This is a genomic window from Nocardioides sp. 616 (genome assembly GCF_002930065.1).
GTDB classification, from domain to species: Bacteria; Actinomycetota; Actinomycetes; order Propionibacteriales; family Nocardioidaceae; genus Nocardioides; species Nocardioides houyundeii.
The window spans coordinates 281361-296560 of record NZ_POAG01000017.1 but is presented as its reverse complement, the minus strand read 5'-3'; the positions used below and the strand labels follow the sequence as shown (position 1 = coordinate 296560).

16 protein-coding genes are annotated in these 15200 nt (G+C 71.7%); 3 read left to right on the top strand and 13 right to left on the bottom strand.

What is annotated here, in order from left to right:
• Nucleotides 1-8 precede the first annotated feature (8 nt).
• From C5H89_RS07840 to C5H89_RS07830, 3 genes are read left to right on the top strand one after another with little or no spacing between them, the layout of a single operon-like run.
• On the top strand, nt 9-434 hold the full coding sequence (locus C5H89_RS07840) for a hypothetical protein (RefSeq protein WP_104106461.1): 426 nt from the start codon (nt 9-11) through the stop codon (nt 432-434).
• Between the two features lie 10 nt (nt 435-444).
• The gene (locus tag C5H89_RS07835; RefSeq protein ID WP_104106460.1) at nt 445-1326 is read left to right on the top strand and encodes a diacylglycerol kinase family protein; all 882 of its coding nucleotides are present in this window, start codon (nt 445-447) and stop codon (nt 1324-1326) included.
• On the top strand, nt 1323-4112 hold the full coding sequence (locus C5H89_RS07830) for a DEAD/DEAH box helicase (RefSeq protein WP_104106459.1): 2790 nt from the start codon (nt 1323-1325) through the stop codon (nt 4110-4112). The genes C5H89_RS07835 and C5H89_RS07830 overlap by 4 nt, the downstream gene beginning before the upstream one ends.
• A gap of 80 nt (nt 4113-4192) precedes the next feature.
• On the opposite strand, the gene C5H89_RS07825 is transcribed toward C5H89_RS07830, so the two are convergent.
• The 13 genes from C5H89_RS07825 to urtA all read right to left on the bottom strand — a co-directional run bounded on the left by C5H89_RS07825 (nt 4193) and on the right by urtA (nt 15158).
• Nucleotides 4193-4855: an SDR family oxidoreductase gene (locus C5H89_RS07825; protein ID WP_104106458.1), complete on the bottom strand. Its 663-nt coding sequence runs from the start codon at nt 4853-4855 to the stop codon at nt 4193-4195.
• 49 nt (nt 4856-4904) lie between these two features.
• Complete coding sequence (locus C5H89_RS07820) at nt 4905-5822, bottom strand: 5'-3' exonuclease (RefSeq protein ID WP_104106836.1); 918 nt, start codon at nt 5820-5822, stop codon at nt 4905-4907.
• Nucleotides 5823-5865: 43 nt separating this feature from the next.
• A complete protein-coding gene (locus C5H89_RS07815; RefSeq protein ID WP_104106457.1) occupies nt 5866-6606 on the bottom strand; it encodes an urease accessory protein UreD in 741 nt (246 codons plus the stop codon).
• Nucleotides 6587-7306, bottom strand: coding sequence for an urease accessory protein UreG (gene ureG, locus C5H89_RS07810; protein ID WP_104106456.1), 720 nt, complete (start codon nt 7304-7306; stop codon nt 6587-6589). The genes C5H89_RS07815 and ureG overlap by 20 nt, the downstream gene beginning before the upstream one ends.
• Complete coding sequence (locus C5H89_RS07805) at nt 7299-7979, bottom strand: urease accessory UreF family protein (protein ID WP_104106455.1); 681 nt, start codon at nt 7977-7979, stop codon at nt 7299-7301. Before C5H89_RS07805 ends, ureG begins: the two co-directional genes overlap by 8 nt.
• Entirely contained in the window at nt 7979-9682 is a 1704-nt protein-coding gene (locus tag C5H89_RS07800; protein ID WP_104106835.1) for an urease subunit alpha, read from the bottom strand. The genes C5H89_RS07805 and C5H89_RS07800 overlap by 1 nt, the downstream gene beginning before the upstream one ends.
• Nucleotides 9675-10007 carry an urease subunit beta gene (gene ureB, locus C5H89_RS07795; RefSeq protein WP_101526158.1) on the bottom strand — a complete coding sequence of 111 codons (333 nt, stop codon included), beginning with the start codon at nt 10005-10007 and terminating at the stop codon, nt 9675-9677. The genes C5H89_RS07800 and ureB overlap by 8 nt, the downstream gene beginning before the upstream one ends.
• A gap of 14 nt (nt 10008-10021) precedes the next feature.
• Complete coding sequence (locus tag C5H89_RS07790) at nt 10022-10324, bottom strand: urease subunit gamma (protein ID WP_101524452.1); 303 nt, start codon at nt 10322-10324, stop codon at nt 10022-10024.
• Nucleotides 10325-10340: 16 nt separating this feature from the next.
• On the bottom strand, nt 10341-11024 hold the full coding sequence (locus tag C5H89_RS07785) for an ATP-binding cassette domain-containing protein (protein WP_104106454.1): 684 nt from the start codon (nt 11022-11024) through the stop codon (nt 10341-10343).
• Nucleotides 11024-11779 (bottom strand): urea ABC transporter ATP-binding protein UrtD, encoded by a 756-nt coding sequence (gene urtD / locus C5H89_RS07780; RefSeq protein ID WP_104106453.1) that lies wholly within the window; start codon nt 11777-11779, stop codon nt 11024-11026. The genes C5H89_RS07785 and urtD overlap by 1 nt, the downstream gene beginning before the upstream one ends.
• Nucleotides 11776-12897: an urea ABC transporter permease subunit UrtC gene (urtC, locus tag C5H89_RS07775; protein ID WP_104106452.1), complete on the bottom strand. Its 1122-nt coding sequence runs from the start codon at nt 12895-12897 to the stop codon at nt 11776-11778. Before urtC ends, urtD begins: the two co-directional genes overlap by 4 nt.
• A complete protein-coding gene (urtB, locus tag C5H89_RS07770) occupies nt 12894-13778 on the bottom strand; it encodes an urea ABC transporter permease subunit UrtB (RefSeq protein WP_104106451.1) in 885 nt (294 codons plus the stop codon). The genes urtC and urtB overlap by 4 nt, the downstream gene beginning before the upstream one ends.
• 135 nt (nt 13779-13913) lie before the next feature.
• A complete protein-coding gene (urtA, locus tag C5H89_RS07765) occupies nt 13914-15158 on the bottom strand; it encodes an urea ABC transporter substrate-binding protein (protein WP_104106450.1) in 1245 nt (414 codons plus the stop codon).
• Between the last annotated feature and the right edge of the window lie 42 nt (nt 15159-15200).

Below are 15200 nucleotides of genomic sequence, written 5' to 3'. Positions count from 1 at the left end.
GTGGAGGCGTGGAGCCTGTACCGCTGGACGACGTGGACCCCTTCGACCTGCCCGAGTGGCTCGGCACGGAGGGGGTGACGTGGACCGCCGTGGCCGGTCTGCGCACCGGGTACCACGTGGCCGGCACCCTGACCGGCGAGGGGCAGCCGGACCTGCCGTGCGACCTGCTCGCGGTGGACGAGGCCTACCCGGAACCGGTCGTCACCGACCTGGTCCGCACCCGCTGCCACCAGGCGTGGCGGCACGGACAGCTGCTGCTGGCCGAACGTCAGGGACGACTCACGCTCGCCGTGCCGGGGACCGGGTTCGCCGCGGACCAGGTGCTCGAGGCACTGAGCCGGCTGGCGCGCGCCGTCGGTGCCTCGCCGGAGCGGTACGCCGCCCACCTGCGAATAGGTGCTGAGGCACCTCGAAGGCCGTCCAGTAGCCGTTAGGGTCTCCGGCGTGAGCAGCAGCCCGCGCGAGATCGCGCTCGTCACCAGTCCCGCCGCGGGCAAGGGTCGTGGCCCCGCCCTCCGAGCAGCCGTGGCCCGGCGACTGCGCGACAGCGGCCTGGTGGTGCACGACCTGATGGGCGGCGACGGGGAGGAGACCCTGAGCCTGACCCGGGACGCCGTCGCCCAGGGGGCCGACGGGGTGGTGGTGATCGGCGGGGACGGGATGTTCCATGTCGCGCTTCAGGCCGTCGCCGGGACCGACGTACCCATCGGGCTGGTGCCGTGCGGCACCGGCAACGACGTGGCGCGCTACTTCGACCTGCCGCGGCAGGACCCGATGGCCGCCGTGGACCGGATCATCGCCCACCGGACCCGGACCATCGACCTGGCCAGGTCGGGCGACCGCTGGTTCGTGACGGTCCTGGCGGCGGGCTTCGACGCGGTCGTCAACGAGCGCGCCAACCAGATGAGCTGGCCCCGCGGCCAGATGCGCTACCAGCTGGCCACCTTGGCCGAGCTACGCACCTTCGAGCCGCTGCACTACACCCTGGACCTCGACGGCGAGGTACGCCGGGTGGAGGCGATGCTGGTGGCGGTGGGCAACGGGCCCTCCTTCGGCGGGGGACTGCGGATCACCGAGGGGGCGCTGCTGGACGACGGGCTGCTGGACGTGGTGATCATCAAGCCGATGTCCCGGACCGGCCTGGTCCGTACCTACCCCAAGCTCTTCGCGGGCACCCACGTCACCCACCCGAAGTACGAGCACCACCGGGTGCGCAAGGTGACAGTCGCCGCGGCCGGGATCGTCGCCTACGCCGACGGCGAGCGGTTCGGTGCCCTGCCGCTGAGCGTGGAGTGTGTGGGGGGTGCGCTTAAGGTCTGGGTATGAGCTCTCCGTCCGAGGCCTACGCCGCGTTCCGCCGGGATCAACAGCACCCGGTCCTGGTCGACTTCGCCGGGCAGTACTCCTTCGGGCTCGACGACTTCCAGATCCGAGCCTGCCGGGAGATCGAGGACGGCCGAGGCGTGCTGGTCGCCGCGCCGACGGGGTCGGGCAAGACGGTGGTGGGGGAGTTCGCGGTGCACCTGGCGCTGGCGACCGGGCGTAAGTGCTTCTACACCACCCCGATCAAGGCGCTGTCCAACCAGAAGTACCACGACCTGGTGGAGCGCTACGGCAGCGAGCAGGTCGGCCTGCTCACCGGGGACCACACGATCAACGGCGAGGCGCCGGTGGTGGTGATGACCACCGAGGTGCTGCGCAACATGCTCTACGCCGGCTCCCGCACCCTCCTGGGGCTGGGGTTCGTGGTGATGGACGAGGTGCACTACCTGGCAGACCGCGCCCGCGGAGCGGTCTGGGAGGAGGTCATCATCCACCTGCCCGAGTCGGTGTCGGTGGTCTCGCTCTCGGCGACCGTCTCCAACGCCGAGGAGTTCGGCGAGTGGCTCGCCACGGTGCGCGGCGACACCACCACGATCGTGGAGGAGCGGCGGCCGGTGCCGCTGTTCCAGCACGTGATGGTCGGTCGGCGCATCCTCGACCTGTTCGCCAAGTCCGACGTCGACGCCAGCGCCGGCTTCGTCAAGGAGGGAGCGCCGGTCAACGGCGAGCTGCTGCGCGTCTCCCGCGACGACTGGGCCAGCTCCAGGCTGATGCGCGACCGCCGGGCGCCACGCAAGGGCCGCTCGGGGGCCACCAAGGGCCCGCGGGACGTGGGCAACGGCCGCCGGGTCTGGATCCCCAGCCGGGTCGACGTCATCGACCAGCTCGACAAGCAGGGCCTGCTGCCGGCCATTGTCTTCATCTTCAGCCGGGTCGGGTGCGACGCCGCGGTCACCCAGTGCCTGTCCGCCGGCGTCCGGCTGACCTCTCCGGCCGAGCGCGACGAGATCGCGGCCTTCGTCGAGGAACGCTGCCGGCACCTGCCCGAGGACGACCGGCACGTCCTGGGCTACCACGAGTTCCTCGACGGCCTGACGCGCGGCGTCGCGGCCCACCACGCCGGCATGCTGCCCACGTTCAAGCAGTGCGTGGAGGAGCTCTTCACCCGGGGGCTGTGCAAGGTGGTCTTCGCCACCGAGACCCTGGCGCTGGGAATCAACATGCCCGCCCGCACGGTGGTGATCGAGAAGCTGTCGAAGTGGAACGGCGAGACGCACGCCGACATCACGCCCGGGGAGTACACCCAGCTCACCGGACGCGCGGGGCGTCGCGGGCTCGACGTCGAGGGGCACGGCGTGGTGCTGTGGCAGCCCGGCATGGACCCGCGCGAGCTGGCCGGCCTGGCCTCCACCCGCACCTATCCGCTGCGGTCGTCGTTCCGCCCGTCCTACAACATGGCGGTCAACCTGGTCGCCCAGTTCGGCCGTGCCCGGTCTCGTGAGCTGCTGGAGATGTCGTTCGCCCAGTTCCAGGCCGACAAGGCGGTCGTCGGGCTGGCCAAGCAGCTGCACAAGGCCCAGGAGGCTCTCGAGGGCTACCGCGAGGCGGCCACCTGCCACGTGGGTGACTTCATGGAGTACGCCGACCTGCGACGGCGCATCTCCGAGCTCGAGAAGGGCGCCGCCCGGGCGCGCAAGGCCGACCGTCGCGAGGAGGCGCTCGCCTCGCTGCAGCAGCTCAGGCCCGGCGACGTGATCCAGGTGCCGGCGGGGAAGTTCTCCGGGTTCGCCGTCGTCATCGACCCGGGTCTGGCCAGCCCGACCGAGCCGCGCCCCTACGTGGTGACCCAGGACCGGCAGGCCCGGCGACTGGCCATCATGGACTTCCCCACCCCGGTGCAGGCCCTCACCCGGATCCGGATCCCCAAGTCCTTCAACGGCCGCAACCCGCAGATGCGCAAGGACCTGGTCTCGACGCTGCGTGCCCGCACCCACGACCTGACTCCGCCGCCGCGTCACGGCGGCGGGCGCGGCGGCCCGGTGCCCGACGGCCCGGTCGAGCGCGAGATCGAGGAGCTGCGCCGCCAGCTCAAGCAGCACCCCTGTCACCAGTGCCCCGAGCGCGAGGACCACTCCCGGTGGGCCGAGCGGTGGTTCAAGCTGGACCGGGACTCCGCCACCCTCAAGCGTCGGGTCGAGCAGCGCACCAACACCGTGGCGCGGACCTTCGACCGGGTCTGCGACGTGCTCACCGCCCTGGACTACCTGGCCGACGACAAGGTCACCGAGCGCGGGTCCCGGCTGCGTCGGGTCTACACCGACATGGACCTGGTCGCTGCGGAGTCGCTGCGCCACGGGCTGTGGGACGGCCTCGACGCCTCCGAGCTCGCCGCCGTGCTCTCGGTGCTCGTCTACGAGGCGCGCCGAGCCGACGACGCCTCCGCCCCTCGCGTGCCGGGCGGCGCGGTCAGCGAGACCATCGCGGAGATGGTCCGGCTGTGGGCCGAGCTCGAGGCCCTGGAGAAGGAGCACCGGCTGGACTTCCTCCGCGAACCCGACCTGGGGTTCGCCTGGGCGGCGTACCGCTGGGCGGAGGGCGACGACCTCGACGACGTGCTCGGCGCCGTCGACCTGGCGGCAGGGGACTTCGTGCGCTGGATGAAGCAGCTGCTCGACCTCACCGGTCAGGTCGCCGACGCAGCGGGTGACACCCCGTTGCGCCGGGTGGCGCGGGAGTCGGTCAAGCGGCTGCGGCGCGGCGTGGTGGCGTACTCCGCCTTCTCGGCCTAGCCCCGTCCCGCCCCGCGGGTGCATGTGCACAGTTGGGGCGGGCGTACGGCGGTCGGGCGCCGCCCCTGGCGGCGCAGGCCTCAGCCGGTGACGGCCAGCGCCACCGCGTCGTCCACCGGGGTGTTACCCGAGACGAGCTCCCACTGCCGGCCGACGGCCGCTTCGGAGTCCAGCACCGCCGCCAGCACGGCGGCGACGTCGGCTCGGGGGATGCTGCCGCGCGTGACGTGCTCGGCCAGCTGGACGCGGCCCAGGGCGTCGTCGTCGGTGAGGGCGCCGGGGCGGATGATCGTCCAGTCCAGCCCGCTGTCGCGCAGTGCCACGTCAGCGTCCCGCTTCGCCTCGACGTAGGCCTTCCACACCTCGGCGGTGTCGTCAGGGAGTGCGTCGTCCACGCCGATGGCGGAGAGCTGGACGAACCGGGTGATCCCGGCCTGCCGTGCGCCGGCGATGGACTTCAGGGAGCCCTCGAGGTCGACGGTCCGCTTGCGCTGCACGTTGCCGTCCGCACCGCCACCGGCCGCGAAGACCACCGCGTCGCACCCGTCGAACGCGGTGGCGAACGCCGAGGCGTCGTCCGCCTCGATGTCCAGCAGGCGCACCTCGGCGCCCAGCGCCTCCAGCTCGGCCCGGTAGGCGTCCTTGCGGACCAGGGCCACGGGCGTGTGCCCGGCGGCGACGAGAATCGGGTGCAGGTGACGGGCCACGTTTCCGTGGCCCCCGACGACAGCGATATGGCTCATGTCACCAACCTAGGCACGAGGGGCAAGCCGGTGCCGCGGTGCCGGCCCGTCAGGAGTCCTCGGGGCCGGTCAGTGCCGTGACCACCCGGGTCAGCGGCCCCTCCAGGTTCCAGCGTCCGCTCAGCTCGACGACGGCCTCGGGGTCGCGGGGGGTGCGGGGGAGCAGCGCGTCGACCGGTCCCAGGTCGAGGTCGCGCACCACGGCGACCACCGTGGGGGCCACCGCGAGGTAGTCGGCGGCGTCCTTGATCTTGCGCCGCGGCCCCGGCGCCAGATCCGAGTCGGGGTCGTCCGCGGCAGCCAGGATGCCGGGCACGTCGCCGAAGCGGCCCAACAGGGTGGCCGCCGTCTTGTCCCCGACCCCGGGGACTCCGGGCAGGCCGTCCGAGGCGTCCCCGCGCAGCGTCGCGAAGTCGGCGTACTGGTGGGCCTCGACGTCGTACTTGGCACGCACCACCTCACCGGTGACCCGCTCGTGCTTGCTCACCCCGCGAGCGGTGTAGAGCACCCGAACCTGCGCCTCGTCGTCGACGAGCTGGAACAGGTCGCGGTCGCCGGTGACGATCTCCACCGGCATCCCGGCGTCGGTCGCGAGCGTCCCGATCACGTCGTCGGCCTCGTGGTGGTCCGCCCCGACGACGCTGATGCCCAGCGCCCGGAGCACCTCGAGGATGATCGGGATCTGTGTCTCCAGCGGGTCGGGCACCTCCTCCACGTCCGGGGTCTCCCCGGGGCGCTCGGTCACCACCCGGTGGGCCTTGTAGGTGGGCAGCAGGTCCACCCGCCACTGCGGACGCCAGTCGTTGTCCCAGCAGCAGACCAGGTGCGTGGGGCGGTAGTCGTTGACCAACCGGGCGATGAACTCCAGCAGGCCGCGCACCGCGTTGACGTTGGTGCCGTCCGGCGCCTTGATCTCCGGCACCCCGAAGAACGCCCGGAAGTAGAGGCTGGCGGTGTCCAGGAGCATCAGGCGCGGCGCGGGTTCGGTCACGACGATGATCCTGCCAGACTCAGTCCGCGGCGGCGCTGGAGCGCACGAGCTCCTGCCAGGTGGACTCGAGGGAGGCCAAGTGGGCCGCAGGGGCCAGCCGCCGGTGCACCACGCCGCCGGCCGCGAGGTTGAACGCCGCTGGGTCGTCGCTGACCCGTCCGGGACGGAGGTCGGTGACCTGGTCGAGCACCCGGTTCGCGCCCAGCATCCCGGGCACCTGTGACGCCGGTCCCAGGTCCAGGGTCTCCACCAGGACCGGCGACCCGTGCCGTGCGGCGTACGTCGTGGTGCTGAGCCGTCCGGGTCCCTCCCCGCTGCGGCCCAGCACCAGGGTCTCCCGGAGCAGGCACCCGGCGTCCGGCGCGAGGAGCACCGTGGTGCTGCGGTGCACCCGTGCCTGCTCGGAGACGACGAACGGCGCGGTGTGCCACACCAGGAGACCTCCGGGCTCGACGTCGATCGTGGTGTGCCAGCCCGCGGCCGCCTCGTCCATGGCGTAGGCGACCGTGCCCGCGGGCTCGGTGATCTCCAGCCGGCACCCGGCGCCGACCCGTACGTCGAGCCGGACCTGGTCCCCGCCCAGCAACAGCGCCTGAGCAGCCAGCAGGGCGACCCGGGCACCCGTGCGGTCCCGCCCCAGGAGCTGGCCGCGGAGCCCCCCGTGGCGCAGCCCCACCGTCACCGGGCCGGAGGCCGTGCGCGCCACCGAGATCCCGGTGGTGAGCGCCCCGACCGTCACGTCATGGGTGGCTGTGGGCATGAGCCGACACCGGGTGGTCCGCGGGGTGCGGGTGGTCGTGGGCGGGCATCGGTCCCGGGTCCGTGGGGACCAGGCGTCCGCGCCGCAGCTCGGCCAGCTGGGCCTTCACCCACGAGACCAGCGCCTCCACGGAGGCCGCGTCGTGGCGGGACAGGGCGACCACGGGCCGCCCGTCCCGGGCGCGGGTGGCGTCGGCGACCATCTGCGCCACGTCCACGCCGACATGGGGCGCCAGGTCGGTCTTGTTGACCACCAGCAGGTCGGCACGCTCGATCCCCGGCCCGCCCTTGCGGGCCACGTCGCCGCCGCCGGCGACGTCGAGGACGAAGATCTGGACGTCGACCAGCGCGGGGGAGAACGTCGCGGTCAGGTTGTCCCCGCCGGACTCCACCAGCACCAGGTCGAGCGGGGAGAAGCGCTCCTCGAGGTCCTCCACCGCCGTGAGGTTGGCGGTGACGTCGTCCCGGATGGCGGTGTGCGGGCAGGCTCCCGTCTCCACGCCCACGATCCGCTCGGCGGGCAGCACCCCGGCGGAGCGCAGGAAGCGGGCGTCCTCGTCGGTGTAGATGTCGTTGGTGATCACCCCGAGCTGATGGGTCGCGGCGAGCTCTCGGCACAGCGTGGCGATCAGTGAGCTCTTTCCGGTGCCGACGGGTCCGCAGACTCCCAGTCGCAGGGTGCTTCTGACGGTCTCAGGCACGGAACAGCCTCCTTGTGGTGTGGGCGTGGGCCTGTGCCCACTCCTCGATCTGCGGTGCGGCCAGCGACGGGATGTCGCCGGGCGTCCGGGCCCCGGCCACCTCGGTCGCCAGCCGGTCGATCTCGCCGAGCTGCTCCCAGACCCAGCCGGTGGCGACCACCGGGTCGCCGGGCGCGAGCTTGAGCCCGGCCGCCACCACGGTCTGCACGTCGTCGTAGGCGACGACCTGGGCGAGGTGGTGGGCATCGAGGCCGGTCCGGGCCGCGACCGCGCCGAGCACCAACGGCCGGGCCGGACTCGGCAGCGCCGCCAGCGCTGCCAGGTCGGCCCCGGTGAGCCAGAGCCGGCGGGCCAGCCTGAGCAGGCCCCGGCCCAGCTCGGCGGAGGTCTCTCGCTGGGCCGCGCTCGGCGTGCGGGCGGCCCAGTGGGCATGCACCAGGCCGAGGTCGCCGTGCTCCAGGGCCACGTTCCGGGCCACGACCGCGGTCGCCGCCTCGGTCCGTACGACGGTCGCGAGCCGCGTCCGGCAGTAGCCGACGATCCCCTCGGGGCTCAGCCCGGCCAGCAGCGCCGGCTCCAGGCCACCGGACTGGGTGTGCCCGCCCACCGGCAGTCGGGCGTCGGAGAGCAGCAGCGAGACCGCGCTGGAGGAGAGGCTCTGCACCGGCGGCATCAGAACATCGAGTACAGCTGGGCCAGCGGCAGCACCTGGGCCGGGGCGGGCTGCACCCGTTCGCCGTCCACGTCGATCGCGAACGTCTCCGGGTCGATGTCGATCCGCGGGCAGGCGTCGTTGTTGACCATGTCGGCCTTGCCGACCTCGCGGGTCGGGGCCACCGCCACCAGGCTGCGGCGCAGCCCGAGCCGCTCGCCCAGGCCGTCGGCCAGCGCGGCGGGAGAGACGAAGGTGACGGCATGGTCCGAGGCGTCGCCGTCGACCAGGGCGGGCCGCATCAGCACCGGCTGCGGCGTGGGGATCGAGGCGTTGGGGTCGCCCAGCGCGCCCAGCACCAGGGCACCGCCCTTGAGGACCAGCTCGGGGCGGATCCCGAAGAACCGGGGGTCCCACAGCACCAGGTCCGCCATCTTGCCGGCCTCCACCGACCCGACGTGGTCGGCGATGCCGTGGGCGATCGCCGGGTTGATCGTGTACTTCGCGACGTACCGGCGGGCGCGCTCGTTGTCGGCGGGCAGGGAGGTCCCCAGTGAGCCGCGGCGGTGCTTCATCACGTGCGCCACCTGCCAGGTGCGACACACGACCTCGCCGATGCGACCCATGGCCTGGGCGTCGGAGGAGGTGATGGACATCGCCCCGAGGTCGTGCAGCACGTCCTCGGCGGCGATCGTGGTCGCGCGGATCCGGGACTCCGCGAAGGCCAGGTCCTCGGGCACCCGCGGGTCGAGGTGGTGGCAGACCATGAGCATGTCGAGGTGCTCGGCGACGGTGTTGACGGTGTGGGGGAGCGTGGGGTTGGTCGAGCCGGGGATCACGTGGCCCAGGGAGGCGACCTTCATGATGTCCGGGGCGTGCCCACCGCCCGCGCCCTCGGCGTGGAAGGCGTGGATCGAGCGACCGGCGATCGCGGCGATCGTGGACTCCAGGAAGCCGGCCTCGTTGAGGCTGTCCGAGTGCAGGGCGACCTGGACGCCGTACTCGTCGGCGGCGCGCAGGGCCGCGTCGATGGCGGCCGGGGTCGAGCCCCAGTCCTCGTGCACCTTGTACGCCGCCGCTCCGGCCAGCGCCTGCTCGCGCAGCCCTTCGGCGCTCACCGTGTTGCCCTTGCCCATGAGCAGCACGTTGACCGGCAGCCGGTCCAGGGCGCGGTGCACGGTCTGCAGGTGCCAGGCCCCCGGGGTCACGGTGGTGGCCCGCGAGCCCTCAGAAGGCCCGGTGCCCCCGCCGCCGAGCGTGGTCGTGCCCGTGGCGAGCGCCTCGTGGACCTGCGAGGTGGAGAGGAAGTGCACGTGGACGTCGATGGCGCCCGCGGTCAGGATCCGGCCCTCTCCGGAGATCACGTCCGTCGAGGGACCGATGACCAGCTGGGGGTGGACCCCGTCGGCGATGTCGGGGTTGCCGGCCCGTCCCAGCGCGACGATCCGGCCGTCGCGGATGCCGACGTCGGCGCGGACCACCCCCCAGTGGTCGAGCACCACGGCGTTGGTGATCACGGTGTCCGGGGCGCCGTCGGCACGCGAGCGCGTGGACTGTGCCATGGACTCGCGGATCGACTTGCCGCCGCCGAAGACCGCCTCCTCCCCGCCGAAGGTGAGGTCGCGCTCCACCTCGATCCACAGGTCGGTGTCGCCCAGGCGGACCTGGTCGCCCACCGTGGGGCCGTAGAGCGCGGCGTACTCCGCGCGGGGGATCTCAAGCATCGAGCCCACCGGCTGCCTTGCCCCGCTGGATCCCGGGCACCACCCGGGCCCCGCGCAGAGCCACCAGGTCGACCTCGCGGGAGGCGCCGGGCTCGAAGCGCCGCGAGGTGCCCGAGGCGATGTCGAGGCGGAAGCCGTGCGCGGCGGCCCGGTCGAACTCCAGCGCCGCGTTGGCGTCCGGCAAGTGCAGGTGCGACCCGATCTGGACGGGACGGTCCCCGGTGTTGACCACGACCAGCCGCAGCCGCTCCTCGGGGCCGCGGTCGGCGTTGAGACGGTGCGTCCCGGGTGCGACCCGGACCGCCCCAGGACCTTCGGTGGACAGTGACACGAGGGCTCCTAGCTGATCGGGTCGTGGAGGGTGACGAGCTTGCGCCCGTCCGGGAAGGTCGCCTCGACCTGCACGTCGTGCAGCATCTCGGCCACCCCGGGCATCACCTGGTCGCGGCGCAGCACCTCTCGGCCGGCGCTCATCAGGTCGGTGACCCCGGCACCCTCTCGCGCCCGTTCGATCACCCACGTGGCCAGCAGGGCGACCGCCTCGGGATGGTTCAGCAGCACGCCGCGCTCCAGGCGGTCCCGGGCGACCATGCCCGCCACGGAGAGCAGCAGCTTCTCGGTGTCCGAGGGTGTCAGGTGCAAGGTGGGTCCTTCGCTCTCAGACGGCCATCAGCGAGCGGACCTCGTCGGCGGCGCCGACACCGGTGCCCCCCTGGGCGGTGATCCTGCCGGAGGCCAGGACGTGGTAGTCCTGGGTCGCTCGCAGCGCGAAGCCTACGTGCTGCTCGACCAGCAGCACCGACAAGTCACCACGCGTGGTCAGATCGGTGATCACCTGCTCGATCTCGGCCACCACGTTGGGCTGGATGCCCTCGGTGGGCTCGTCCAGGATGAGCATCCTGGGCTTGGTGAGCAGGGTCCGGGCGATGGCGAGCTGCTGCCGCTGGCCACCGGAGAGCAGACCGGCCCGGCGGGGGAGCAGGGTCTTCAGGGCCGGGAACAGCTCCAGCATCTCCTCGATCGCCGAGCGGTCCTTGCCCGCGACCAGCTGCAGGTTCTCCAGGGTGGTCATCTGACCGAACGACTGCTGTCCCTGCGGCACGTAGCCGATGCCCCGTCGTACCCGTTGGTGGGGGCGCATCCTGGTGACGTCCTCACCGTCGAGCAGCACCTTCCCCGAGGTCAGGGGCAGCAGACCGACCGCGGCCCGCAGCAGGGTGGTCTTGCCGGCCCCGTTGTGCCCGATCACCGAGGCGGCGCCGCCGCTGGGGATGCTCAGCGAGACCCCGTGCAGGATCCTGGTCCGGCCGTAGCCTCCGACGACGTCCAGCATCTCGAGCATCAGGCTGCCCCTTCCACGGTGTGACCGAGGTACACGCGCTGCACCTCGGGGTTGGCACGGATCTCCTCCACGCTCCCGTGCGCCAGCACGGTGCCCGCGCTCATCACGGTCACCACGTCGGCGTAGGCCCGGACGAAGTCCATGTCGTGCTCGATCACCACGATGGTGCGCTCCTTGCCGATCCGGTGCAGCAGCTCCCCGGTCTGGGTGCGCTCCTCCCCGGACATCCCGGCCACGGGCTCGTCCAGCAGCATCACCTTGGCGTTCTGGACCAGCAGCATGCCGATCTCCAGCCACTGCTTCTGCCCGTGGGACAGCACCCCCGCAGGCCGGTCGGCCAGGTCGGTCAGGCCGACCGTCTCCAGCGCCGCGTGCACGTAGTCGGGCACCCCTCGCCGCGGTCGCAGCATCGACCAGGCGCTGCGGTGCACCCCGCCCGCGATGTCGAGGTTCTGCACCACCGTGAGCTCCTCGAAGACGGTGGCGGTCTGGAAGGTCCGCCCGATGCCGAGCCGGACGATCTTGTGCGACGACATCTCCAGCAGGTTGTGGTTGTCGTAGGAGGCCAGCCCCGAGGCCTTGACCAGCCCGGTGAGGGCGTCGACGACCGTGGTCTTGCCAGCGCCGTTGGGCCCGATGAGGAAGTGCACCTGCCCCTGGAGCAAGGTCAGGTCCACCCCGTCGACCGCGACGAACCCGTCGAACTCGACGCGGATCCCGCGCACCTCCAGGTAGTCGCGCCGCCGCTCGCTCATGCCGGGACCTCCTCGTTCTCGCGCTGGGGTTCCTGGGACCTGGTGCCTCGCCGGCCGGTCGGTCGTGCGGTCGGGCGCAGTCGGCCCAGCAGGCCCGAGAGCTGGGCGAGACCCCCCGGGAGCAGGAGGACCACCAGGATGAACAGGGCGCCCTGGAAGTAGGACCAGGACCCGGGGACGGACTCCGAGAGCGAGGTCTCGGCATACCCGACGATCAGCGCGCCCACCGCCGGGCCCATCAGGGAGGCCCGCCCACCGAGCGCCACACCGGCCACCATGGCGATGGAGGCGCCTACCCCCACGTCGTCGGGGGAGATGATGCCCACGACCGGGACGAACAGGGCCCCGCCGATGCTGGCCAGCACTGCCGCGACGACGTACGCCAGGAGCTTGATGTTGGCCGGGTCGTGGCCGAGGAAGCGGACCCGCTCCTCGGCGTCGCGGGTGGCGACCAGGAGCTCGCCGAACCTGCTGCGGTACAGCAGCGCCATCAGGGCGATCGATCCCAGCAGCACCCCGGCGGTGATGTAGTAGAGCAGCTGCTTGTTGACCGGGTCGTAGAGGGAGTAGCCGAAGAAGCTCTGGAAGTTGTTGAGCCCGTTGAAGCCGCCCGTGGTCTTGACCTGGCCGATGAGCAGGATGGCGAAGGCCGCGGTCAGGGCCTGGGACAGGATCGCGAAGTAGGCACCCTTGACCCGCCGCTTGAAGATGGCCACCCCGAGCGCGGCCGCGACCAGCGCCGGCAGCAGCACGATCGCGGCCAGCGTCGCCGCCGGGCTGCGGAACGGCTCCCACCACAGCGGCATCTCGCCGCCGGCGTAGAGCATCATGAAGTCGGGCACCTCGCCCGGGCCGGCGTCGGAGAGCTTGAGGTGCATCGCCATCGCGTAGGCGCCGAGCCCGAAGTAGAGGCCCTGCCCCAGGACCAGCATGCCGCCCCGGCCCCAGGCCAGGCCGATGCCGACGGCGGCGATCGCGTAGCAGCAGTACTTGGCGAGCAGGCCGAGCCGGAAGTCGCTGAGCAGTGCCGGGGCCAGCACCAGCAGGCCCAGGGCCAGGGCGACCCATCCGACCAGGCTCAGCAGGCGTGCCCGGCGGGGTGTGCTGAGGACGCTCATGCCAGGCTCCTGGTCCGCACCGCGAAGATGCCCTGGGGGCGGGCCTGGAGGAAGACCACGATGGCCAGGAAGACCAGCACCTTGGCGATGCTGCCGCTGGTCGCGTACTCCAGGAACGACTGGATCAGGCCGATGGCGAACGCCGCGATCACGGTGCCCTTGAGCTGGCCGATGCCGCCGACCACCACGACCAGGAACGCCTCGACGATGTAGGAGGAGCCGATGGTGGGACCGGTCGAGCCCAGCAGGGTCAGCGCGACGCCCGCGATGCCCGCCAGGCCGGAGCCCAGGAAGAACGTGATCCGGTCGGTACGCCGGGTGGAGACGCCGACGGTCTCGGCCAGGTCCCGGTTGCTCACCGTGGCGCGCACCTGGCGTCCCAGCGCGGTGTACTTCAGCACCGCGACCACCCCCAGCAGGCACACCAGGGAGAGGACCAGCAGGAAGAGCCGGGCGAGCGGGAAGTCGTAACCCAGCACGGGCACCGAGCCCGAGAGCCAGGACGGCGAGGGCACCTCCTTGGCGGGAGCGCCGAAGATGTCGCGGGCGACCTGCTGGAGCACCAGCCCCACGCCGTAGGTGACCAGCAGCGTGTCGAGCGGGCGGTGGTACATCCAGCGGATCACCCCCGCCTCGAGCAGCACCCCGAGGAGGCCGCCGACCACGAAGCCCACCGGCAGCGCGACGAGCAGGCCCAGCTCGGCGTTGCCCAGCACCGAGTTGATGACGTAGGCGGTGTAGGCGCCGGCCATGATGAACTCGCCGTGCGCCATGTTGATGACGCCCATCTGACCGAAGGTCAGGGTGAGGCCGATGGCGATGAGCAGGAGGACCCCGCCGGCGGAGAGGCCGGTGAAGACCTGGGACAAGAACACGTCCACGGTGTCACGCCCCTTCTGGGATAGGGCCCGACGGCACTGCCGTCGGGCGAGGGAGCCGGGTCGCGGACGCAGACCCCCATCTCGTCCGCGACCCGGCTGGATCTGGTCAGGACCTGGTGCGGTCCTGCGCCGGGGTCACTCGCCTTCCCACCACGGGTAGGTCTCCAGGAAGGGGTCCGGCTCGATCGGCTCGTCGGAGGACCACACGGTCTCGATCAGGCCGTCGGGACGGATCTGGCCGATCAGGGCGGTCTTGGCGATGTGGTGGTTCTCGCCGTTCACCGTGACCGAGCCTTCCGGGGCGTCGAAGGTGACCCCCTCAGCGGCGTCGATGACGTCGTCGGTGGCGAAGGACTCGGCCTTCTCGACCATGCCCTTCCACAGGTAGAGGGAGGTGTAGGCCGCCTCCATCGGGTCCGAGGTGACGGCCTTGGTGCCGTTCGTCTCCTTGAACGCCGACACGAACGCCTGGTTCGTCGGCGTCTCGATGGTCTGGTAGTAGTTCCACGCGGTGTACTGCCCCACGAGGTTGTCGACCCCGACGCCCGGCACCTCCTCCTCGGCGATGGAGACCGAGACGACCGGCATGGACTCCGCGGTGAGGCCCTTGCCCTTGTACTCCTTGAAGAAAGCCACGTTGGAGTCGCCGTTGAGGGTGTTGAAGACCGCGTCCGCGCCGGACTTCTTCACCTTGTCGACCACGGTGCCGAAGTTTGTGGAGCCCAAGGGCTGGTACTCCTCGCCGAGGACCTCGATGCCGTGCTCGGCGGCGTACGCCTGGATGATCGCGTTGGCGGTGCGGGGGAAGACGTAGTCCGAGCCCACCAGGAAGATCGACTTGATGCCCTTCTCGTCCTTGAGGTAGTCCAGGCCCGGGATGATCTGCTGGTTGGTGGTGGCACCGGTGTAGAAGATGTTGCGCGAGGCCTCGAGACCCTCGTACTGCACGGGGTAGAAGAGCAGGGAGTTCTTGCCCTCGAAGACCGGCAGCATCGCCTTGCGCGAGCTGGAGGTCCAGCCACCGAAGACGGCCGCGACGCAGTCCTGGTCGATCAGCTTGGTGGCCTTCTCGGCGAACACCGTGGGCTCGGACTGGCCGTCCTCGCTGACGATCTCGAGCTGCTTGCCCAGCACGCCACCGTCGGCGTTGATCTCCTCGGCGGCCATCGAGAGCGACTTGAAGACCGTGGTCTCGCTGATCGCCATGGTGCCGGAGAGGGAGTTGAGGAAGCCGACCTTGATGCTGTCGCCGTTGGTCTTGACGCACGACTCGGCGGCCTCGGAGGTCTCGCCGGCCTTGGCGCCGCACCCGGCGAGGGCGCTGGAGAGGACGACGGCACTGAGCACGCCGCCGATCAGGCGTGGGGTTCTGGGGTTCAAGGTGGTGACCCTCTCTGTGCTGCGCCGCCGCGGGCGGGCAGG

Excerpts from the sequence above, each read along its gene's own strand:
- urtD (WP_104106453.1), bottom strand. The coding sequence starts at position 11,779 with ATGAGCGAGCGGCGGCGCGACTACCTGGAGGTGCGCGGGATCCGCGTC.
- C5H89_RS07830 (WP_104106459.1), top strand. The coding sequence starts at position 1,323 with ATGAGCTCTCCGTCCGAGGCCTACGCCGCGTTCCGCCGGGATCAACAG.
- C5H89_RS07815 (WP_104106457.1), bottom strand. The coding sequence starts at position 6,606 with ATGCCCACAGCCACCCATGACGTGACGGTCGGGGCGCTCACCACCGGG.
- C5H89_RS07825 (WP_104106458.1), bottom strand. The coding sequence starts at position 4,855 with ATGAGCCATATCGCTGTCGTCGGGGGCCACGGAAACGTGGCCCGTCAC.
- C5H89_RS07820 (WP_104106836.1), bottom strand. The coding sequence starts at position 5,822 with ATGCTCCTGGACACCGCCAGCCTCTACTTCCGGGCGTTCTTCGGGGTG.
- C5H89_RS07785 (WP_104106454.1), bottom strand. The coding sequence starts at position 11,024 with ATGCTCGAGATGCTGGACGTCGTCGGAGGCTACGGCCGGACCAGGATC.
- C5H89_RS07800 (WP_104106835.1), bottom strand. The coding sequence starts at position 9,682 with ATGCTTGAGATCCCCCGCGCGGAGTACGCCGCGCTCTACGGCCCCACG.
- C5H89_RS07805 (WP_104106455.1), bottom strand. The coding sequence starts at position 7,979 with ATGCCGCCGGTGCAGAGCCTCTCCTCCAGCGCGGTCTCGCTGCTGCTC.
- urtC (WP_104106452.1), bottom strand. The coding sequence starts at position 12,897 with ATGAGCGTCCTCAGCACACCCCGCCGGGCACGCCTGCTGAGCCTGGTC.